The sequence below is a fragment of the Streptomyces sp. NPDC088554 genome (genome assembly GCF_044752945.1).
Taxonomy (GTDB): Bacteria; Actinomycetota; Actinomycetes; order Streptomycetales; family Streptomycetaceae; genus Streptomyces.
Genome location: NZ_JBIVMF010000004.1, coordinates 203,706 through 223,789, shown reverse-complemented (window position 1 = coordinate 223,789; position 20,084 = coordinate 203,706). Strand labels below are relative to the sequence as shown.

Annotated in this window: 21 protein-coding genes and 1 pseudogene; 15 read left to right on the top strand and 7 right to left on the bottom strand. The window is 72.3% G+C overall.

The window, feature by feature from the left end:
• Positions 1-101 precede the first annotated feature (101 nt).
• The 5 genes from ACIP8W_RS06690 to ACIP8W_RS06670 all read left to right on the top strand — a co-directional run bounded on the left by ACIP8W_RS06690 (position 102) and on the right by ACIP8W_RS06670 (position 4,703).
• The gene (locus tag ACIP8W_RS06690; RefSeq protein WP_388815399.1) at positions 102-296 is read left to right on the top strand and encodes a hypothetical protein; all 195 of its coding nucleotides are present in this window, start codon (positions 102-104) and stop codon (positions 294-296) included.
• Positions 297-632: 336 nt separating this feature from the next.
• On the top strand, positions 633-1,583 hold the full coding sequence (gene mshB / locus ACIP8W_RS06685) for an N-acetyl-1-D-myo-inositol-2-amino-2-deoxy-alpha-D-glucopyranoside deacetylase (RefSeq protein ID WP_401947089.1): 951 nt from the start codon (positions 633-635) through the stop codon (positions 1,581-1,583).
• Positions 1,580-2,002, top strand: a complete 423-nt coding sequence (locus ACIP8W_RS06680; protein WP_401947086.1) for a DUF6113 family protein — start codon at positions 1,580-1,582, stop codon at positions 2,000-2,002. Before mshB ends, ACIP8W_RS06680 begins: the two co-directional genes overlap by 4 nt.
• A 195-nt stretch (positions 2,003-2,197) precedes the next feature.
• On the top strand, positions 2,198-4,309 hold the full coding sequence (locus tag ACIP8W_RS06675) for a hypothetical protein (RefSeq protein ID WP_402202176.1): 2,112 nt from the start codon (positions 2,198-2,200) through the stop codon (positions 4,307-4,309).
• A gap of 178 nt (positions 4,310-4,487) precedes the next feature.
• On the top strand, positions 4,488-4,703 hold the full coding sequence (locus ACIP8W_RS06670; RefSeq protein WP_402202174.1) for a hypothetical protein: 216 nt from the start codon (positions 4,488-4,490) through the stop codon (positions 4,701-4,703).
• 4 nt (positions 4,704-4,707) lie between these two features.
• On the opposite strand, the gene ACIP8W_RS06665 is transcribed toward ACIP8W_RS06670, so the two are convergent.
• Both ACIP8W_RS06665 and ACIP8W_RS06660 read right to left on the bottom strand, forming a co-directional pair.
• Complete coding sequence (locus ACIP8W_RS06665; protein WP_401947080.1) at positions 4,708-5,577, bottom strand: transglutaminase-like domain-containing protein; 870 nt, start codon at positions 5,575-5,577, stop codon at positions 4,708-4,710.
• Positions 5,574-6,569 (bottom strand): GNAT family N-acetyltransferase, encoded by a 996-nt coding sequence (locus ACIP8W_RS06660; protein WP_402202172.1) that lies wholly within the window; start codon positions 6,567-6,569, stop codon positions 5,574-5,576. Before ACIP8W_RS06660 ends, ACIP8W_RS06665 begins: the two co-directional genes overlap by 4 nt.
• Before the next feature lie 140 nt (positions 6,570-6,709).
• Between ACIP8W_RS06660 and fdxA the strand changes: the two genes are divergently transcribed.
• Together fdxA and ACIP8W_RS06650 are read left to right on the top strand one after the other, a co-directional pair.
• Positions 6,710-7,030 (top strand): ferredoxin, encoded by a 321-nt coding sequence (fdxA, locus tag ACIP8W_RS06655; protein WP_018845645.1) that lies wholly within the window; start codon positions 6,710-6,712, stop codon positions 7,028-7,030.
• 143 nt (positions 7,031-7,173) lie between these two features.
• Positions 7,174-8,280 (top strand): bifunctional succinyldiaminopimelate transaminase/glutamate-prephenate aminotransferase, encoded by a 1,107-nt coding sequence (locus tag ACIP8W_RS06650; RefSeq protein ID WP_401947075.1) that lies wholly within the window; start codon positions 7,174-7,176, stop codon positions 8,278-8,280.
• A 112-nt stretch (positions 8,281-8,392) separates the two neighbouring features.
• On the opposite strand, the gene ACIP8W_RS06645 is transcribed toward ACIP8W_RS06650, so the two are convergent.
• Together ACIP8W_RS06645 and ACIP8W_RS06640 are read right to left on the bottom strand one after the other, a co-directional pair.
• Positions 8,393-8,767 carry an ATP-binding protein gene (locus tag ACIP8W_RS06645; protein ID WP_401947072.1) on the bottom strand — a complete coding sequence of 125 codons (375 nt, stop codon included), beginning with the start codon at positions 8,765-8,767 and terminating at the stop codon, positions 8,393-8,395.
• 309 nt (positions 8,768-9,076) lie between these two features.
• Positions 9,077-10,036 carry a hypothetical protein gene (locus ACIP8W_RS06640; RefSeq protein WP_401947070.1) on the bottom strand — a complete coding sequence of 320 codons (960 nt, stop codon included), beginning with the start codon at positions 10,034-10,036 and terminating at the stop codon, positions 9,077-9,079.
• Between the two features lie 121 nt (positions 10,037-10,157).
• Here ACIP8W_RS06640 and dapE point away from each other — a divergent pair, with 121 nt between their 5' ends.
• Both dapE and ACIP8W_RS06630 read left to right on the top strand, forming a co-directional pair.
• Positions 10,158-11,264, top strand: a complete 1,107-nt coding sequence (dapE, locus tag ACIP8W_RS06635; protein ID WP_401947068.1) for a succinyl-diaminopimelate desuccinylase — start codon at positions 10,158-10,160, stop codon at positions 11,262-11,264.
• Positions 11,265-11,394: 130 nt separating this feature from the next.
• On the top strand, positions 11,395-12,141 hold the full coding sequence (locus ACIP8W_RS06630; protein ID WP_401947439.1) for a TIGR00730 family Rossman fold protein: 747 nt from the start codon (positions 11,395-11,397) through the stop codon (positions 12,139-12,141).
• A gap of 48 nt (positions 12,142-12,189) precedes the next feature.
• Here the strand turns inward: ACIP8W_RS06630 and folP are convergent, their stop codons facing one another.
• Positions 12,190-13,059 carry a dihydropteroate synthase gene (folP, locus tag ACIP8W_RS06625; RefSeq protein WP_401947065.1) on the bottom strand — a complete coding sequence of 290 codons (870 nt, stop codon included), beginning with the start codon at positions 13,057-13,059 and terminating at the stop codon, positions 12,190-12,192.
• 163 nt (positions 13,060-13,222) lie between these two features.
• Between folP and ACIP8W_RS06620 the strand changes: the two genes are divergently transcribed.
• Together ACIP8W_RS06620 and ACIP8W_RS06615 are read left to right on the top strand one after the other, a co-directional pair.
• Entirely contained in the window at positions 13,223-13,741 is a 519-nt protein-coding gene (locus ACIP8W_RS06620; RefSeq protein WP_402202169.1) for a hypothetical protein, read from the top strand.
• Positions 13,738-14,322 (top strand): DNA-3-methyladenine glycosylase I, encoded by a 585-nt coding sequence (locus tag ACIP8W_RS06615; protein WP_402202167.1) that lies wholly within the window; start codon positions 13,738-13,740, stop codon positions 14,320-14,322. The genes ACIP8W_RS06620 and ACIP8W_RS06615 overlap by 4 nt, the downstream gene beginning before the upstream one ends.
• Positions 14,323-14,325: 3 nt before the next feature.
• Here ACIP8W_RS06615 and ACIP8W_RS06610 read toward each other — a convergent pair whose 3' ends face one another.
• On the bottom strand, positions 14,326-15,129 hold the full coding sequence (locus tag ACIP8W_RS06610; protein WP_402150606.1) for an enoyl-CoA hydratase/isomerase family protein: 804 nt from the start codon (positions 15,127-15,129) through the stop codon (positions 14,326-14,328).
• Between the two features lie 312 nt (positions 15,130-15,441).
• Between ACIP8W_RS06610 and ACIP8W_RS06605 the strand changes: the two genes are divergently transcribed.
• Positions 15,442-15,609 carry a DUF3117 domain-containing protein gene (locus ACIP8W_RS06605; RefSeq protein ID WP_009997451.1) on the top strand — a complete coding sequence of 56 codons (168 nt, stop codon included), beginning with the start codon at positions 15,442-15,444 and terminating at the stop codon, positions 15,607-15,609.
• Between the two features lie 176 nt (positions 15,610-15,785).
• On the opposite strand, the pseudogene ACIP8W_RS06600 reads toward ACIP8W_RS06605, so the two are convergent.
• Positions 15,786-16,452, bottom strand: a pseudogene (locus ACIP8W_RS06600) (O-methyltransferase).
• A 152-nt stretch (positions 16,453-16,604) separates the two neighbouring features.
• On the opposite strand from ACIP8W_RS06600, the gene sigE reads away from it, so the two are divergent.
• The 3 genes from sigE to ACIP8W_RS06585 all read left to right on the top strand — a co-directional run bounded on the left by sigE (position 16,605) and on the right by ACIP8W_RS06585 (position 20,025).
• Positions 16,605-17,363 (top strand): RNA polymerase sigma factor SigE, encoded by a 759-nt coding sequence (sigE, locus tag ACIP8W_RS06595; protein ID WP_401947055.1) that lies wholly within the window; start codon positions 16,605-16,607, stop codon positions 17,361-17,363.
• A complete protein-coding gene (locus ACIP8W_RS06590; RefSeq protein WP_401947053.1) occupies positions 17,360-18,244 on the top strand; it encodes an anti-sigma factor family protein in 885 nt (294 codons plus the stop codon). Before sigE ends, ACIP8W_RS06590 begins: the two co-directional genes overlap by 4 nt.
• An 89-nt stretch (positions 18,245-18,333) precedes the next feature.
• Positions 18,334-20,025 (top strand): trypsin-like peptidase domain-containing protein, encoded by a 1,692-nt coding sequence (locus ACIP8W_RS06585; protein ID WP_402202164.1) that lies wholly within the window; start codon positions 18,334-18,336, stop codon positions 20,023-20,025.
• Positions 20,026-20,084 lie beyond the last annotated feature (59 nt).

Genomic DNA, 20,084 nt, shown 5'->3' with positions numbered 1-20,084 from the left:
ATCCACGGATAGTTATGATCCGTAGCGATAGGTGGGTATGGATCTGCCGGGCACATGCATGCTGCGTTTTCCCGACCGAATATCTATGGAGGTGAACCGCCGTGGCACTCTCGATCTCCGTGGTGGTGCTGCTGGCGATCGTCGTCTTCCTGCTGGTCCGGAAATCCGGGCTCAAAGCAGGACACGCGGTGGTCTGCATGCTGCTCGGGTTCTACATCGCCAGTTCATCCATCGCTCCCACCATCAGTGAACTCACCACGAACGTGGCGGGGATGATCGGCGGCATCAAGTTCTAGACGAGTTATTCCGAAAGTAGCGCCGTCCGCCCCCTCGGGGCGGGCGGGGAGGTGTCAGGTGCGTGCAGCCGCAAGGCGGAGGAGGGAAGCGACGCGGAGCGTCGTTGACCGACGACAACGCCGCGGATGTGCGTGCATGGCGCCTCCCCGCAGGCGGGCTTCGGAATGACTCGTCTAGTGCCCCTCCCGGCAAGCTTTGCCCCGGGTGGACATTGCCGGTCGCGGCACTAGCGCCGCCCCCGGCCCCTCCGGGCCGTATCCCCTCGGCCGTCGTCACCGCCCACCGGCCGAGGGGCTGTCCGGCGTGCCCGGCCCCCGGCTCGTAGGCTGTCCTCCATGACCGATCTCCCCGCCCGTCGTCTGCTGCTGGTGCACGCGCACCCGGACGACGAGTCGATCAACAACGGCGCCACCATGGCGATGTACGCGGCCCAGGGCGCCCTGGTCACTCTGGTGACCTGCACGCTCGGCGAGGAGGGCGAGGTCATCCTGCCCGAACTCGCCCATCTGGCGGCCGACCGCGACGACACCCTCGGCACCCATCGCATCGGCGAACTCGCCGCCGCGATGAAGGAGCTGGGCGTCACCGACCACCGCTTCCTCGGCGGCCCCGGCAGGTTCCGGGACTCCGGGATGATGGGCGTCGTGCAGAACGACCGTGCGAACGCCTTCTGGCAGGCGGACCTCGACGACGCCGCCGGGTACCTCGTCGAGGTGATCCGTGAGGTACGTCCGCAGGTGCTCGTCACGTACGACCCGAACGGCGGGTACGGCCACCCCGACCACATCCAGGCCCACCGCGTCGCCATGCGCGCCGCCGAGCTGGCGGCCGAGAGCGGGTTCCGGCCCGAGCTGGGCGCCCCGCACGCCATCGACAAGATCTACTGGAACCGCATGCCCCGCTCGGTCGCCGAGGAGGGCTTCGCCCGGCTGCGTGCATCCGACGCCGGTTTCCCCGGTATCGCCGCGGTCGAGGACATCCCCGGAGTGGTCCCGGACGCCGAGATCACCGCGGAGATCGACGCGGTGCGGTACGGGCCCGGCAAATCGGCCGCGATGCGCGCCCACGCCACCCAAATCGCCGTGGACGGGCCCTTCTTCGCGCTCTCCAACGACCTCGGTCAGCCGATCTTCGGTGGTGAGTACTACCAGTTGGTCCAGGGTGTGTCCGGCGCGCCCGAGGGCGAACGCGAGAGCGATCTCTTCGCCGGAATCGCCGACGCACCTGCCGCACCTGCCGGACCTGCCGGACCGGCCGGTCCGGGCGTTTCGGCGGCGGGCGCGTGAGCGGGCGGCAGCCGGTGGGCGGCTTCCTGACAGGACCGCCCCGACCCGCCCGTATCGCGGCCTACTCGGGGCTCATGGTGCTCGGCGCGCTCGTCGGTGTCGCGGGCTCGCTCGTCCAGGGCGGCTGGTTCCCCGGCGGGCTGCTGCTCGCGCTGCTGGCCACCGCCGGAGTGTTCTACGGAGGGCTGTACGCGACCGGCACACAGCTCGGCGTGGGGGCGCCGGCGACCGGCTGGCTGGGCGCCGCGATCCTGCTGAGCACGGGCCGCCCGGAGGGCGACGCGGCCTTCTCGGCGGGTATCGGACCGCTGGTCTACCTGCTCGGCGGCATGTTGGTGGCTGTGATGTGTGCCACGATGTCGCGGTTGCCGCAACCGGGCGCCCAGTCCGGCCGTATTGGGAAGCGCATGGGGAAGTGACGCGCCCGGCTGCCGCTGAATTGACCTCGGTCGTACGGTCGGCGGAGCATCGCTTCCCACGGTCGCCGGGTCTCTGTCGGCGGCGGCCAGTATCGTGGTGCGCGCTCCGGGCCTCCCCCTCGCCTCCGGCACAGGGGAACCTGAACAGTTGAGTACCAGTGGAACGGGCGGCGGAGCCAACCGGGAGAACCTGCTTTGAGTCGTGAAACTGACACTTCGTCCTCCGGGCCCCAGGGGCGCGGCGGAGCCGCGTACCCCTCGGGGACACCGCCGTACGGATCCCGCCAGTATCCGTCGCTGCATCCCCAGCAGGACGCTCCGGAGGAGACAGAGACCGGGCCCGGCACCCAGCCGGACGAGCCCAAGACCGAGACCACGCTGACCACGCGCATCCGGATCAACATCCCGGGTTCGCGGCCGATTCCGCCTGTCGTGATGCGTACGCCCATGGGCGACGGCGACACCAACGGCAAGGGCGTCGCGGCCAACGAGCGTACGGCGGCCATCCCCCGGCCCGACGTGGCCAGGGCCGCCGCCGAGGCCAAGGAGCGGGAGCGGGCCGCCGAGACCCCGCAGGAGGGCCCGCCCGAGGGCAAGTCGGGCAACGACTGGTTCGCGCCGCGCAAGGCGGCCCCGGGCACCGCTGCCGGGATGAGCGCCGGGGCGGCCGCGGTCGCCGGGGTGCCCGACGAGGAGCGTCGCCCGGAGTCCGCGTACGCCTCCGAGGGACAGCCGTCGCAGGGCGGTTCCACGCTCGGCGGCGGGTTCGCCTCCGGAGCGGGCGCCTCCGGAGCGGCGGCGGGCGGCTTCGCCCCGGGCGCCAACGGCTTCGCCCCCGGCGGCGCGCCCGCCAACGGGTCGGCCCCCAACGCGTTCCTGCCCAACGGGACAGCGGGCAACGGGTCGGCGGGCAACGGGTCGGCGCCCAGCGGATCCGTACCCAACGGCTTCGCGCCCAACGGCGGCCCGACCACCCCGCCGTACGGCATTCCGACCCCCGGCGCGGGCCCCACGGGCCCCACGGGCCCCACGGCGGGGCCGGTCACCGGCGGGATGGCGTTCGGCACCCCGTCCGGGTCCCTCGGCGGCGCGCCGAGGATGTCCGACGACACCGCCGTACTGACCCCGCAGCAGCTCGCGCCCGACCCCTCGGGCCAGCTCTCCGGGGCCACGCTCACCAGCGGGATCCCCGTGGTCCCGGCGGAGCACCGCTCGCCCTTCCCCGGCGGGGGAGCACCGGGCGGCGCGTCCGACCAGGGCTTCTCCGCGCCGGACTTCCCCGGTGGGGTCGGCTCGGCGCAGGGCGCCCCGGGCACCAGGGCCCCGGCTCCGGCCGCCGCGCCCGCGAAGAACGCGAAGAAGAAGGGGCGTTCGAAGCTGACGCTCCTCGGTGTCGCCGCCGTCGTGGCGGTCGGCGGGCTCTACGGCGCGGGCCTGCTGATGAACCACTCGGAGGTCCCCAAGGGCACCACCGTCCTCGGCGTCGACATCGGCGGCGGTACCCGCGAGGAAGCCGTCGCCAAGCTCGACGCCACCCTCGGGAAACGCGCCGTCGCCCCGTTGCGGCTCAATATCGGCGGGAAGACGGAGGAGCTGGCCCCGGAGAAGGCGGGGCTCAGCCTCGACAGCCAGGCCACCGTCCGCAAGGCGGCGGGCAGCGACTACAACCCGATCTCGGTCATCGGCTCGCTCTTCGGCGAGGCCAGGGTCGCCGAGCCGGTGATCCCGGTCGACGACGAGAAGCTGACCGCCGCGCTGACCGATCTGGCGGGCGTCTCGGGTTCGGCCACCGACGGGACCATCAGGTTCGAGCCGGACAAGGCCGTCGCCGTCCCCGGCCGGGCGGGCAAGGCGCTCGACGTCAACCGTTCGATCATCGCTACCCGTGACGCGTACCGCACACAGGTCCAGACGGGCGAGCCGAACGCCGTCGAGCTGCCCGTGGCGACCCGTCAGCCGACGATCGACCAGACGGAGCTGGACCGGGCGATGAAGGAGTTCGCCGAGCCCGCGATGTCCGGTCTGATCACGATCAGGGCGGGCGGTAAGGAGATCCAGTTCGGTCCCGCCCGATCGCTGCCGAAGATCCTCTCGATGAAGCCGATCGACGGAAAACTCGTCGAGGTGTACGACAGGAACGCCATCGACCAGCTCCTCGAAGGCGTCTTCGACGGCATCACGATCACCAAGGGCGACGGCAAGCAGTACCCCGTCTCCTCCGCGGATGTGGCCCAGGCGATGCAGAAGGCCCTGCGTGGCAGGACGCCCGTCGAGCGCACCCAGACGATCGCCCTCGACCCCAGCTGAGTTCCCGTCCCGCCGAACCCCCCCGTCCGTACCGGGCCGGGGGCTTCGGCGTGTCATGTACGCCGCAGGATGGCGGGCCTAGGGTCGGGCCGCACGGTCGCGGAGCCGGGGCGTGACGATGCGGCCCGGCTGTCGCCCCCGGGCTTCGGCGCGCCCGTACCGGAGGGGCGGCGCCACCGTGACCGAGTACCGGTACTGGCTCGTCGCCGAGCTGGAAGCGATCGGCACCCCCGTCCACCCGGTCGGCCATAACTGGGGCGGCGGCCATGTGGTGAACGCGGCAGCTGCGCCGCCCCGAGCTGCTGCGCAGCTGGGTCACCGACGCCATCGGGGTGTACGACCCGCAGCGTGCCGCCGGGCCCTCACCCGCTTCTGGGCCGCCCTGCCCGCCTGACGGCTCAGTTCAGCCGCGCCCGAGCCGCCCGCGCGCGGGCGCGGACGGCCTCCGCCGTCGCGGGCTCCACGGTCTCGACCACGCGCGCGTACTCGTCCAGCTCCGCCGCGCCGTGCAGGAAGTGCCCGCGCTGGACCAGCAATTGGGCGCGGTCGTAGCGCAGCCTGGCCGGATGGGCGGGGAGCAGCAGGGACAGCTCGACCGCCCAGAGGGCGACATCGGTACGTTCCGGGCGGGCGGTGGCCCAGGCGCGGATGTTGTTCAGGACCCGCTGGATGATCTCCAGCGGATCGGCGGGCCGCAGCAGCTCCGGATCGAGCGGCCCCGCCGCCGCGCCCGTCGCGTCCGCGACCAGCCGCTCGGCGTCCGCGCCCGCGAGGATCCGCCCGGCCGCGAACGGATCGGCGAGTACGGGACCACCGGGGCCCTCCGGGTCGCCGAGGCCCACGACGAAGTGGCCGGGCAGGGCCACCCCGTACACCCGCGCCCCGGCCCGTCGGGCGACCTCGATCCACACCACGGAGAGCAGGATCGGCAGCCCGCGCCGGCGGCGCAGGACGGCGGGCAGCAGCGAGGACTCCAGCCGCTGGTAGTCGGCGGCGGAGCCGTGGAAGCCGTAGCGGGCGCCGAGGAGGTCACCGAGCGCCGCCGCCCAGGCCCGCGCCCCGACGACGCCGTAGGGCAGCAGTCCGGCGAGCCGGTCCAGCTCGGTCTGGGCCGCGTCGATCCCGGCCTCGCCGAGCGCGGGCTCGCCCTCCGCGCCCACCAGCAGACAGAGGGTCGCCAGATCGGGCCGCTCCGCGCGGACCTCCTCGGCGAATCGGCGGCGCCGGTCGGCGGAGCCGGCGGGCGGCGGGGCCTCGTACCCGCTCATGGCGCCCGGAAGTACTGGTAGTGGTGGTGGACGGCGAAGCCCAGGCCGTCGTACAGGACGCGTGCCGCCGTGTTGTCCGCCTCGACCTGGAGCCAGGCGGCCGACGCGCCCTCCTCCAGCGCGCGCCGGGCGAGCGCCGTCATCACGGCCGTGGCCAGCCCTCGGCGACGGTACGCGGGGTCGACCTCGACGGCCATGAACCCGGCCCAGCGCCCGTCGACCACACACCGGCCGATCGCCGCGGGCACGGCGCCCTCCCCGGGGACGGTCGCGAACCAGACCGAGGGGCCGCTGTTCAGCACGTGCAGGACATGCGGCCCGGGGTCGGCGGACCGCTGGTAGCGCCGCAGCCAGGCATCGTCGACCGACCGCTCCAGCCGTACGGCCGAGATGTCGGAGTCCCGGTCGCCGAGCGGCGCCGGCGCGCCGGTCCGTACCTCCGTCGACACCTCCGGGAGCCAGCCCCGCCGCTCCAGCTCCGCGCAGAGCCGCTCCTGCGTGCCCTCGGCGCCGGTCGCGGTCTGTATGAAGAGCGGCAGCGCACGCTTCTCGTACCACTGACCCGCCCGCGTCAGCGCCTCGTCGAGCGGCAGTCCGGGATCACCGAGCGGCAGTACGGAATTGGCGCGCCGGGTGAAGCCGGAGGCGGCCCGCAGCTCCCAGTCGCCGAGCCGCTCGCTCTCCACCGGCCGCCAGGCCCGCGCGCAGACCCGCGACAGCTCCTCGAACGTCGCCGAGGGTCCCCGTCGCCGGGCAGGCGCGGACGGTACGACCTTGCCCGCGACCAAGGCGGATTCCGGAATGCGGACGCTCTCGCCGGTCCGCCGCGTGATCAGGAGTACACCGTTGTCCCACGATGTGAGAACGCCCACCGTGTCGGTGAACTTCTCGCCGGCCCGAGCATCCCCGGTCAGTTGTCTGACTGATACACGTTTGCCCACGTCGGTGCGGGTTACTCGGACCTCGAACCGTCCGCTGAAAGTGAATTCCACAGGTCTGTCCACCCCTTCTGTTCGGATCGTGCCCAAGAACGGAGATACTAGATGTGGGCATCGACGACGCCGCGCTCCCGCGCGCCCGTGGACGGAGCCGCAGATCGGCCCGCCGCGCCCTATCGAGGAGGAACGACAGCGTGACCTACGTCATCGCGCAGCCTTGTGTCGACGTCAAGGACAAGGCGTGCATCGAGGAGTGCCCGGTCGACTGCATCTACGAGGGCTCCCGGTCCTTGTACATCCACCCGGACGAATGCGTCGACTGCGGAGCCTGTGAGCCGGTCTGCCCGGTCGAGGCCATCTTCTACGAGGACGACACCCCGGACGAGTGGAAGGACTACTACAAGGCGAACGTCGAGTTCTTCGATGAGCTGGGTTCGCCCGGTGGTGCCTCCAAGCTCGGTCTGATCGAGCGGGACCACCCCTTCATCGCCGCTTTGCCGCCGCAGAACGGCTGACAGAGCGCCCTCGGTCCCGTATGGCTCGCCGCCGTACGGGACCGCTGTGTTTTCCGCTCCCGTTCCCCGTTCCCGTACAGCACGAGAAGTCTCCGCACAGCACGAGAAGTTCCCGCACAGCACGAGAAAGAAAGAGTGAGCACGTGTCCGCAGTCTCCTCGCGAGTCTCTTCGCGCCTCCCCGTCTTCCCCTGGGACAAGCTGGAGCCGTACAAAGCGACGGCGGCCGCCCATCCGGACGGAATCGTGGACCTGTCCGTCGGCACCCCCGTCGACCCGGTGCCCGCGCTGATCCAGCGGGCCCTGGTGGCGGCCGCCGACTCGCCCGGGTATCCGACGGTGTGGGGGACGGCCGCGCTGCGGGACGCGCTGACCGGCTGGGTGGAGCGGCGGCTCGGGGCGCGCGGGGTGGCACACGCGAACGTGCTGCCGGTGGTCGGCTCCAAGGAGCTGGTGGCCTGGCTGCCGACCCAGCTCGGCCTCGGCGCGGGCGACCGGGTGGCCTTCCCCCGGCTCGCCTACCCGACGTACGAGGTGGGGGCGCGGCTCTGCGGCGCCGAGCCGGTGGCGTACGACGACCCCACCGAGCTGGACCCGGCCGGGCTGAGGCTCCTGTGGCTCAACTCGCCGTCGAACCCCACGGGACGGGTGCTGTCCCCGGCGGAGCTGACGCGGATCGTCGCCTGGGCGCGCGAGCACGACGTGCTGCTCTTCAGCGACGAGTGCTACCTGGAGCTGGGCTGGGAGGCCGAGCCCGTCTCCGTACTGCACCCGGATGTCTGCGGTGGTTCGTACGACGGGATCGTGGCGGTCCACTCGCTCTCCAAGCGCTCCAACCTCGCCGGATACCGCGCGGCCTTCCTCGCGGGCGACGCGGCCGTCCTCGGCGAGCTGCTGGCGATCCGCAAGCACGGCGGGATGATGGTCCCCGCCCCGGTGCAGGCGGCGACGGTCGCGGCGCTCGGCGACGACACGCACGTACGGGAACAGCGCGAGCGGTACGCGGCCCGCCGCACCGCCCTGCGCACCGCGCTGGAGGCGCACGGCTTCCGGATCGATCACAGCGAGGCGAGCCTGTACCTGTGGTCGACACGGGACGAGCCGTGCTGGGACACGGTGGCGCACCTCGCGGGTCTCGGCATCCTCGTCGCCCCCGGCGACTTCTACGGCGTGGCGGGGGAGCGGCATGTACGGGTGGCGCTGACGGCCACCGACGAGCGGATCGCGGCGGCGGCCAAGCGGCTGGGCTGACGTGTCGTACGCGAAAGGGAGGGTCCCGGGGGACCCTCCCTTTCGCGTACACGACTCCGTACATGTCTCCGTACGTGCCTCTGCTCGCGCGGAGGTTTTACGTACGGACGGCTCAGCCGAGCGGCAGGCCCTTGAGCGGCAGCCCGCCGAGGAGCCCGGCGCCCTTGGCCGGGGTGGCGCCCTTGGCGGAGCCCTTCCCCTTCGTCGTCCCCTTCCCGGCGGCCTTGCCCGCGCCCTTCGTGGCGTCGGCGGCGGCCTTGCCCAGGACCGTTCCGGCGGTGTTCACCAGCTGCGTGGCCTGCTGGGTGCCGGTGTCGACCGTGTCGCCCACGACCGCGCCGTCGAGCGCGCTCACCGCGCCGAGGTCGGGCGCCTGCGGCAGCGCCGCCGCGTGCGCGGAGCCGGCCGCGCCGATCACCGGAGCCGCCGCCGCGATCAGCAGCGCGGTACGGGCGACCCGACGGGACAGGGGGAGATTCGCGGACATGATGCTCCTTCGAGGGAGAGAACAGGGCGTGTCACTTGCCGTTTGTCCGTCGATCGGACGGAGTGACAACCCCTCGAAGGGCACCGGAGGATGCGGTGAATGAGGGTAAAGAATCCGTAAGCCCCACCGGACCGACCGGGGCGGAGAGCGGCCGGAAGGACCCGGCGACGGTATCCGGCGAACCGTCACTTCCCTTGGTACGCAAGGGAAGTGGCCCGCTGTCGACAGAGCCCCCGGCGGCCCGGGAGGCCCCGGCGGGACAGTCGATCGGGGCAGACCGCGACTCGTCCGTCCGGGTGATGCGCCGTACTACTGCGCGGTGCGGATATGGACGTCGCGCGCGCTGTCCCGCCGCGCCGCTTCCGTACTGCCGTCCGCCGTGCGCCAGCCCTCGGACGCCTGCTCCGCGCTCCACACCCGGCCCGCGTAGGAGACCTCGTCGATGCCCAGCACGGCGGACTGCGCCACCGCCCAGTGCGCCAGCTCCCAGCCGCGCTGCGGCGACGGACCGCCGTCCGCCGAGTTGCCGTGGTGACCGGCCGTCACGGTGACCGACGCGGGCACCGACAGCTCCGCGGAACTGCCCCCGGTGGCCCGGCCCGCCGAGGCGGGCAGCACCTCCGGCCCGAAGTCCCGCACCAGCGCCGCCCGTACCTTCGCCGGATCCCCCGCCACCCCGCTGTTCGGCGCCGAACAGCTCAGCGAGGCCGCGGACCGGCCGGTGAGCGCCGCCGCCAGCAGCGTCGCGTCCGGCTCGTGCTTCGCGTACGCCTGCGGGAAACCGCTGCGCTGGACGCGCTGCGCCGCCTCGGTGAGCGGCAGTCGCGAGTAGCCGGGGACCTTGACGAGATGGTCGTAGAACTCACCCGCCGAGTAGACCGGATCCTGGATCTGCGCGGCGCTGCCCCACCCCTTCGAGGGACGCTGCTGGAAGAGCCCGAGGGAATCCCGGTCGCCGTAGTCCAGATTGCGCAGCGCGGACTCCTGGAGCGCGGTCGCCAGCGCGATGGTGACCGCGCGTTCCGGCAGCCCGCGCGTGGTGCCCACCGCCGAGACCGTGGCCGCGTTCTCCGCCTGCTCGGGGCTCATCGCGTACGAGGGACTGCCGTCCCCCGCCCCGTCGGCGGCCCGCACCACACACCGGGGCGCACCCCCTCCGCCGCTCACGTACTGCACCACCACATACCCGGCCAGGGCCAGCAGCACGGTCAACGCGGCGGCCAGACGCAAGGAGCGGCCGCGACGGGGGGAGGAGACGGTCTCGGACACGAGGCCACCGTACTGGAGTCGGCAGCGTCCCGTGCCCCGCTTCCGGAGCGCCCGGTGTCACCGGAGGAAGCCGACCCGAGGGGTATGAGGGTGGGTGAGGGCGGGGTATTAGGGTCACAACATGTCCCACAGCAACGGCACCCCCGAGACCCCGCTCGACCTCACCACCGACGGCCCGGCGCTCACCGCGCGCATCGTCGACTTCCCGTCCGTCAGCGGCGACGAGAAGCCGCTTGCCGACGCGATCGAGCAGGCGCTGCGCGCCCTGCCGCACCTCACCGTCGACCGGTACGGCAACAACGTCGTGGCCAGGACCGCTCTCGGCCGAGGCGAGCGGGTCATCCTCGCCGGGCACATCGACACCGTCCCGATCGCGGACAACGTGCCCTCCCGGCTGGACGAGGACGGGATGCTCTGGGGCTGCGGCACCAGCGACATGAAGTCCGGTGTCGCGGTCCAGCTGCGCATCGCCGCGACGGTCCCCGAGCCCAACCGGGACCTCACCTTCGTCTTCTACGACAACGAGGAGGTCGCCGCGCACCTCAACGGCCTCGGGCATGTCGCCGAGGCCCACCCCGACTGGCTGGAGGGCGACTTCGCCGTACTCCTCGAAGGGACGGACGGCGAGGTCGAGGGCGGCTGCCAGGGCACCCTGCGGGTCCTGCTGCACACCGCCGGGGAGCGGGCGCACTCCGCGCGCGGCTGGATGGGGTCCAACGCGATCCACGCCGCAGCCCCCGTCCTGGCCCGCCTCGCCGCGTACGAACCGCGCCGGCCGGTCGTCGACGGCCTGGAGTTCCACGAGGGGCTCAACGCCGTACGGATCGAGGGGGGCGTCGCCAACAACGTCATCCCCGACGCGTGCGTCGTCGTCGTCAACTACCGCTACGCCCCCGACCTCACGGAGGAGGCGGCGCTCGCCCATGTCCACGAGGTCTTCGCGGACTGCGGGGTGACCGAGTTCGTCGTGGACGACCACTCGGGCGCGGCCCGGCCGGGGCTCTCGCACCCGGCCGCCGCCGCGTTCATGGCGGCTGTCGGCGGTACGGCGCGGCCCAAGTTCGGCTGGACGGACGTCGCGCGGTTCAGCGCGCTCGGGGTGCCCGCCGTCAACTACGGCCCCGGCAACCCACTCCTCGCCCACAAACGGGACGAGCGGGTGGCCGTCGAGCGGATCACGCACTGCGAGAACCGGCTGCGCGACTGGCTCACCGGCCCGGTCGGCTGAGCGGATCCGCCGTCCGGCCCCGCCCCCGGGTCCTCCCGCCGTCCGATCTTTCGACGGAATTTCTCCGTTTGTCACGTCCGTGGATCTACCCTTGCGCCAGAACAGCGCACAGCAGCGGAGGGAGCAGCTCATGGGCATGCCGGAGGGAACGAAGCCGGAGGAACAGCGGCTCGGACCGGTGATCCGCCGCCGGGAGCAGGTCCAGCCGGGGACGACCGATCAGCGGCTGCTGGACACCGAGGGCGACTCCGAGTGGGTGCACACCGACCCCTGGCGGGTGATGCGCATCCAGTCGGAGTTCGTGGAGGGCTTCGGAGCCCTCGCCGAGCTGCCCCGGGCCATCGCCGTCTTCGGCTCGGCACGCACCGCCGAGGGCACGGCGGAGTACGAAGAGGGCGTACGGCTCGGCGGGGCGCTGGTCGACGCCGGGTTCGCGGTGATCACGGGCGGCGGCCCGGGGGCGATGGAGGCGGCCAACAAGGGCGCGCGGGAGGCCAAGGGCATCTCTGTGGGCCTGGGCATCGAGCTGCCCTTCGAGCAGGGGCTCAACCAGCATGTCGATATCGGGGTCAACTTCCGCTACTTCTTCGTCCGCAAGACGATGTTCGTGAAGTACGCGCAGGGCTTCGTGGTCCTGCCGGGCGGTCTCGGCACCCTGGACGAGCTGTTCGAGGCGCTCACGCTGGTCCAGACCCGTAAGGTCACCCGCTTCCCGATCGTCCTGTTCGGTACGGCGTACTGGGGCGGGCTCGTCGACTGGCTGCGCGACACGGTCGTGGCGCAGGGCAAGGCGTCCGAGAAGGACCTGCTGCTCTTCCACGTCACGGACGACGTGGAGGAAGCGGTCGCGCTGGTCACCAAGGAGACCGGGAACTGACCCGGGGCCGGGAGGGTACGGGGCCCTCGCGGCTCCGCGCCCTCCGGCTCAGGCCAGGCCCCGGCGGGCCACGGCCGGGGGCCGGTGGCCCGCGATCGACGCGACCATGTCCAGCACCTGCTTGGTCTCCGCGACCTCGTGGACGCGGTAGACCCTGGCCCCGAGCCACGCCGACACCGCGGTCGTCGCCAGCGTGCCGATCAGCCGCTCCTTGACCGGCTTGTCGAGCGTCTCGCCGACGAAGTCCTTGTTGGAGAGCGAGACCAGCACCGGCCAGCCCGTCCCGGCCATCTCGTCCAGCCTGCGGGTCGCCTCCAGCGAGTGCCGGGTGTTCTTGCCGAAGTCGTGACCGGGGTCGATCATGATCCCGTCCCGGCGCACGCCCAGTTCCACGGCGCGCTCGGCCAGTCCCAGGGTCACCCGCAGAATGTCCGTCAGTACGTCGTCGTACGTCGTCCGGTGCGGCCGGGTCCTCGGTTCGGCGCCGCCCGCGTGGGTGCAGACCAGCCCCGCTCCGTACCGCGCGGCGACCTCGGCCAGCCGGGGGTCCACCCCGCCCCAGGCGTCGTTCAGCAGATCCGCGCCCACCGCGCAGACGGCCTCGCCGACCTCGTGGCGCCAGGTGTCGACGCTGATCACCACGTCCGGGTGGAGCCGCCGCACCTCCGCGACGAAACCGACCGTACGGCGCGCCTCCTCCTCGGCGGTGACCTCCTCGCCGGGCCCCGCCTTCACCCCGCCGATGTCGATGATGGCGGCGCCCTCCGCCACCGCGCGCTCCACCCGCTCCAGCGCGGGCCGGTCGCGGAAGGTCGCGCCCTGGTCGTAGAAGGAGTCGGGGGTCCGGTTGACGATTGCCATGATCACCGGCTCGTACGCCTCGAATTCCCGACGTCCCAGCCGCAGAACTCCGCGCATTCCGTGCCCTTCCCGCGTATCGGCTCCCCGTCGACCTGCTCCGGAGCCGCTCCGGACCTGTCCGGACCTGCTCCGACTGTGACTTTAACGGTCGCTGGCCGTCCCCGGCGCCGACGGCTCATGGCACGATCGGCATCGACGTTTCCTGCCCGGGGAGAAGCCCGTGTTCTTGTTCTTGCTCATCGCGATGGTCGTGGTCGTCTCCGCGGTCACCCTCGCCGTCGTCGGCGGCGGCGACCGCGCGATCCTGCCGGAGGTCTCTCCGGAGCGGCTGGTGGACCCACTGCCGGTGACCCGGCCGGTCGGCCGCGCCGATGTCGAGGCGCTCCGGCTGCCGGTCGGCGCGCGCGGCTACCGGATGGCGGACGTCGACGACGTACTCGCCCGGCTCGGCGCGGAGCTGGCGGAGCGGGACGCGCGGATCGCGGAGCTGGAGTCGGCGCTCGCGGGGGCGCAGGCCACGGCGGTCTCCCCGGCCGGCTTCTTCGGAAAGCCCGGGACGCGCGAACTCTTCGGTGGGCGGGAGGATCTCGGGCCGGACGATCTCGGGCCGGAGGACTTCGAGCGGCCCGTCGACCTCGGGAAGTCCGGTGACGTCGAAGAGCCTGGAGACTCCGGAGGACCGGGCGGCTCGGGGAAGGCCGGCGACTCCGGGAAGCCCGGCGAGGAGACCGGCCGATGAGCGACGGAGCCGTGGTGCCCGGCCCCGATGGGCGGCCGCGCTGCCCCTGGGGGCTGTCCACCGAGGACTATCTGGCCTATCACGACGAGGAGTGGGGACGCCCGGTCCACGGCGACGACGCCCTCTTCGAACGGCTCTGTCTGGAGGCGTTCCAGTCGGGGCTGTCCTGGATCACGATCCTGCGCCGGCGCGAGGGGTTCCGTACCGCCTTCGACTCGTTCAGGATCGCGTCCGTGGCGGAGTTCACCGACACGGACCGCGAGCGGCTGCTCGCCGATCCGGGGATCATCCGCAACCGCGCCAAGGTCGACGCGACCCTCGCCAACGCGCGGGTCCTCGCCCAGTGGTCCGCCGGTGAGCTGGACGCCCTGATCTGGTCCCACGCGCCCAAGGACCGGGCCGAGCGCCCGGCGCCCCCGACGATCGCCGATGTTCCGGCGATCACCGAGGAGTCCACGGCCCTGGCCAAGGATCTCAAGAAGCGCGGGATCCGCTTCGTGGGGCCCACGACGGCCTACGCCCTGATGCAGGCGTGCGGGCTGGTCAACGACCACCTGGAAGGCTGCGTGGCCCGGCCCTGAGCCTCAGCGCCCCACGTACCGGGGCTTCTCCTTGGCCAGGAAGGCGTTGACCGCGATGGAGTGGTCCGCCGACGCGCCCGCCCTCGACTGGAGTTCGTCCTCCTTCTCCAGCGTCTCGGCCAACGAGTGTTCCGCCCCGTACGCCAGGGACTCCTTGAGCGACGCGTAGGCGAGCGTCGGGCCCGAGGCGAGGGCGCGGGCGACGGCGGCGGCCTCGGCGGGCAGCTCGGCGGCGGGCACGACCCGGTTCACCAGGCCCCAGCCGTACGCCTCGGCGGCGGGGATCGAGCGGGGGAAGAGCAGCAGATCGGCCGCGCGGCCGTGGCCGATCAGCCGGGGGAGGGTCCAGGAGACCCCGGAGTCGGCGGTGAGGGCCACCCCCGCGAAGGAGGTGTTGAACGAGGCGGTGTCCGCGACGATCCGGTAGTCCGCGGCGAGGGCGAAGCCCAGCCCCGCGCCCGCGGCGACCCCGTTGACCCCCGCGACGACCGGCTTGGGCATCTCGGTGATCGCGCGCAGGATCGGGTTGTAGTGCTCCCGTACGGTGCTCATCGTCGCCCCGGAGCCGTTCTCCAGATCGGCGGCCAGCAGGGTGGTGTGCTCCTTGAGGTCCTGGCCCACACAGAAGGCGCGATCGCCCGCGGCGGTCAGCAGAACACCCCGTACGGCGGAGTCGGCTCCCGCTGTCACCAGCGCGTCCCGGAGGGCGGCCTTGGTGGCGATGTTCATCGCGTTCATGGCCTCGGGGCGGTTGATCGTGATCGTTGCGAGTCCGTCACTCACGTCGTACAGCACGGTGTCGGCCATGGTCGGGTCCCTTCGCGGCTCCGGCAGTCCTGTCGGGCCCCAGCATGGCGGAGATCTCCCGCGCCGGGCATGTGACCTGCGTCTAAGAAAGTCGGGTGCCCACGGAGCACGGAGCGGCGAAGTATCGCAGCCGGATCGCCGAATTGAGGGGTTTTGAGAGAGCGCGTTGCCGAAGCGATGCCATCCGATGTTGGTCATCGGGTCCCGCCATGCGGGATAATGGGCTTGAAGCAATGTGTTCGATGCCGGTGACACAGGGCCTGCAAGGGGCAAGCCGGCTGCGATGAGCTGGTTTCAGGAAGGGGAACGAGCATGGCGGCCATGAAGCCGCGAACGGGCGACGGCCCGCTCGAGGTGACCAAGGAGGGGCGGGGCATCGTCATGCGCGTTCCGCTCGAAGGCGGCGGTCGGCTTGTCGTCGAGCTGACTCCGGACGAGGCGGAGGCGCTCGGCGACGCGCTGAAGAAGGTCGTCGGCTGAGCGGAACGAAATGAACGGTCTTCCGGGTGTTGGGTCACCCTTGGACAGACAGACTTCTGCCCCGGTACGGATCAGTCCGTGCCGGGGCAGAGCTCTGTTCCGGAGGTGATCGGCAAGCGGGCCGTCGGCAGGAGGGCCGTCGGTGGTCAGGAGAGGCCCTCGACGTCCGGCGGCGCTCAGCCCCGCCGTACCGCGCAGAGCAGTCCGTCGCCCACCGGCAGCAGCGTCGACTGGAGTTCCCGGCTCTCCCGTACGGCGCGCAGCAGCTCCCGCACCCGCAGCACCTCTGCGGGCTGGGCCGCCGAGTCGACCGTCCGGCCGTTGGAGAAGACACCCTCGAAACAGACGAGTCCGCCGGGCCTCAGCAGCCGTAGCGATTCAACGAGATATTCGAGTGATTCGAGCCGGTCGCCGTCGCAGAAGACCAGGTCGTAGCCGCCGTCCGCGAGGCGTGGCAGTACGTCCAGGGCGCCCCCGGGGATGAACCGCGCGCGGTTCCCGGCGAAGCCCGCGGCGCGGAAGGCGTGCCGGGCGACCTGCTGGCGGTCCGGTTCCGTGTCGACCGTGGTCAGGACGCCGTCCGGCCGCATGCCCTGGAGCAGATACGTCCCGGAGACCCCGGTACCGGTGCCGATCTCCGCCACCGACTTCGCGTCGAGCGTGGCGGCGAGCAGACGCAGCGCGGCGCCAGTGCCTGGTGACACCGAGCGGAGCCCTGAGTCGCGGGCCCGGTCCCGGGCCCAGCGCAGTGCTTCGTCCTCGGCGACAAAGGCGTCGGCGAACGCCCAGCTCGTCTGCCGGTTGGCGGTAATGACCCTCTCCTTGTCCCCGTTGGCGGCGCAACGGTGACTGTATCCGCTGTACCCGGGAACCCGCAGATGGGACCGGGCGTTGAGAAGGAGGCAGGAGCGGGCGGGGAGCACCAGGTATCGGGCCGGGGACCGGCTCCCAATTCACGTAAAGATTCTTATCCGGAACTAACGGGCGGAGTGGCTATGGTAGGGGCTCCACTGGACACCACCAGAGCCGATAGGGGAGGTGCGGCTGCGCCTGTGGATCGGGGAGGAGTGCTCAGGCGCTTTCTCAGGTCGGTCGGCGAGCCGAAATCCGTGACCAACACAGCTGACCGTTCTCGCTCCACCGACTCCGCCGTGACCGCGACCTTCGCATCGGATGCGGAATCGCAGACGTGGACGCCTCCCAGCTGGGAGGAGATCGTCAGCACCCACAGCGGACGTGTCTACCGCCTCGCGTACCGCCTCACGGGCAATCAGCACGACGCCGAGGACCTGACCCAGGAAGTCTTCGTCCGGGTCTTCCGCTCGCTGTCGACGTACACCCCCGGCACCTTCGAGGGCTGGCTCCACCGCATCACCACCAATCTCTTCCTGGACATGGTCCGTCGCAAGCAGCGGATCCGGTTCGACGCGCTCGGCGACGACGCGGCGGAGCGGCTGCCCAGCCGTGAGCCGTCGCCCCAGCAGGTGTTCCACGACACGCACTTCGACGCGGACGTCCAGCAGGCGCTGGACACCCTCGCGCCCGAGTTCCGCGCCGCGGTCGTGCTCTGTGACATCGAGGGGCTGTCGTACGAGGAGATCGCGGCCACGCTCGGAGTGAAGCTCGGCACCGTGCGCAGCCGGATCCACCGGGGGCGCTCGCATCTGCGCAAGGCACTCCAGCACCGTTCCCCCGAGGCCAGGGCCGAGCAGCGCGCCTTCGCAAGTGTGGCCGGGGAGGTCGGAGCGGCGTGAGTGGCACCGGCCCCACCCCCGCCGAACAGCATCTGGGGGACAGACTCGCCGCCTTGGTGGACGGGGAGCTGAACCATGACGCGCGGGAGCGCGTGCTGGCCCATCTCGCGACCTGTGCCAAGTGCAAGGCGGAGGCCGACGCGCAGCGCCGGCTGAAAAGCGTGTTCGCGCAGACCGCCCCGCCGCTGCCCTCCGCGGGGTTCCTGGCCCGGCTCCACAGCCTGCCCGGCGGATCGTCGGGACCGGGCGCCGGGGAGGACGACGAGGGCAAGGGGCTCTTCGAGTTCGAGGGCGCCCGGCGCTTCGGCGACGGTGTCTTCGGGGTGCGCCCGGACGGCTTCGGCTATGTCCCGGCGGGCGCCGGTGGGCTCTCCGGCGGCTCCGGTTTCCGTATCCACGAGGTCGGGCGCCAGGAGGCCGAGCGTTCGCCGTGGCGCGGACGGCGGTTCGCCTTCGCGGCGGCCAGCGCGGTGTCCTTCGCGGCGATGGCCCTCGGCGGGACGATGCAGCTGGGGACGGCCGATGTCCTCCAGCGGGGCGCGGGCAACAGCGTGACCCCCATGCGGGCCCCCGGCACCACGGCCCCGGTCTCCGTGGGCGGTGAGTCCTCCCGGCGCCAGGGCGGCGCCGCCGGAGCGCACACGGGGAACGGCCAGGCCCCCGCGGTCCCGGCCGGTGTCTCCCAGGTGGAGACCCTCTCCGGGCACGGCTACGCGTCGGGCACCCTGATCGACTCCACCGAGCTGCTGATACGGCCGACGGGGCCGGCGGGTTCGGCGCTCCAGATCGACGACCCGGAGCTCAGTCCCACGGCGGCCCCGCGTCCCACCCGGATGGACGCTCCGACGCTGCCCGTCGCGCCGCTTTCGGCCAGGCGCTGACCAACTCCCATGTGCCCGCCGGGCCGAACCTGGTTGAATCCTCGCAGGGCGCCCCTTCGGGGGCGCGGAACGGCAGTTGCGGGGAGAGCATGGACGACGGGAAGCCCAGCGGACCGAAGGCGAAGTGGTGGAGCCGTCCCTCGGTGGGACATGAGACACCACGAGAGCCGGAGGCGCCGCCCAGCACGGACCGGGCGCCCGTCGAGGAGCGGACAGCCGTAGAGGAGCGGCCGCCCGTCGAGGACGGGCAGCCCGCGCCCGAGGCGCCCGCTCCCGGGGTGTCCGCTCCCGGGGTGTCCGCTGCAGGGGCGCCCGCGCCCGAGGGTCTGACGCGGGAAGCCCCGCCTGCTCCGGTGACCCCGGTGGAGCCCGGCCCCCAGGACCGCCCCCGGCCGCTGCACGAGCCGGACGCCTACAGCACCCCGCCCTACGGCGGCCCGGGGCCCTGGGCGCCCGCCCCGCCCGTACAGCTGCCCACCCCGGCGCACGGGACCCCGATGGCGCCCCCGTACGCCCAGGACCCCTACGCGGGGTCGGCGGGGCCCCAGGTGCTCGCCCAGGGCCCGGCGGGGCCCGCGGCGGTCTCGCCGCCGTCCCCGCAGTGGCTCCGGTACGACCCCTGGTCCACCCCCGGGCCGCAGCAGCCGCTCACCCAGTGCGGCGAGCCCGGCGGGAAGCGGCGGCGGGCCGGGACGGCCGCCGTCGCGGCGCTGGTCTTCGCGGGCTGTGTGTTCGGCGGCGCGGTCGGCGCGTACATCGAACGCAACGGCGGCTTCAGCACCGTCGAGCTGCCGCAGGCGGGTCCGGAGAGCGGTGGCCGCGCGCCCGAGAGCGTCGCGGGCATCGCCGCCAGCGCCCTGCCGAGCGTCGTCACCCTCCATGTCAGCGGCGAGGGCGAGCAGGGCACGGGCACCGGCTTCGTACTCGACCAGCGGGGCCACATCCTGACGAACAACCATGTCGTCCAGCCCGCGGGCTCCTCCGGCGAGATATCGGTCACCTTCAGCGGCGGCGAGACCGCCAGCGCGAAGCTCGTCGGCAAGGACAGCGGCTACGACCTCGCTGTGGTCAAGGTCACCGGGGTCACCGGGCTCAAGCCGCTGCCGCTCGGCAACTCCGACAACGTCCAGGTCGGCGACCCGGTGGTGGCCATCGGCGCCCCCTTCGACCTGTCCAACACGGTCACCTCCGGGATCATCAGCGCCAAGCAGCGTCCCATCACGGCGGGCGGCGAGAAGGGCGACGGCAGCGACATCAGCTATGTCGACGCGCTCCAGACCGACGCCCCGATCAACCCGGGCAACTCGGGCGGCCCGCTGGTCGACAGCAAGGCGCGGGTCATCGGGATCAACAGCGCGATCCGTGCGGCGGACAGCGGCACCGGCCTCGGCGCGGGCCAGTCGGGCTCCATCGGACTGGGCTTCGCCATACCGATCAACCAGGGCAAGAGGGTCGCGGAGGAGCTGATCAACACGGGCCGGGCCACCCACCCGATCATCGGTGTCAGCCTCGACATGGAGTACGCGGGCGACGGCGCCCGGGTGGGCGCGAAGGCCGCGGACGGCGGTCGGGCCGTGACGGCGGACGGCCCCGGCGACCGGGCGGGCATCAAGCCGGGCGATGTGATCACCCAGGTCGACAAGGAGCGGGTGCACAGCGGCGAGGAGCTGATCGTCAAGATCCGCGCGCACCGGCCGGGGGACAAGCTGGAGCTGACGCTCGTACGCGGCGGCGAGGAACGGACCATGAGCCTCACGCTCGGCTCGGCGGACGGCAGCTGACAGTTACCGGAGCGCCGTTTCTCACAGCGGGTGGACAGGTCCGGAAGGTACCGTCCTGG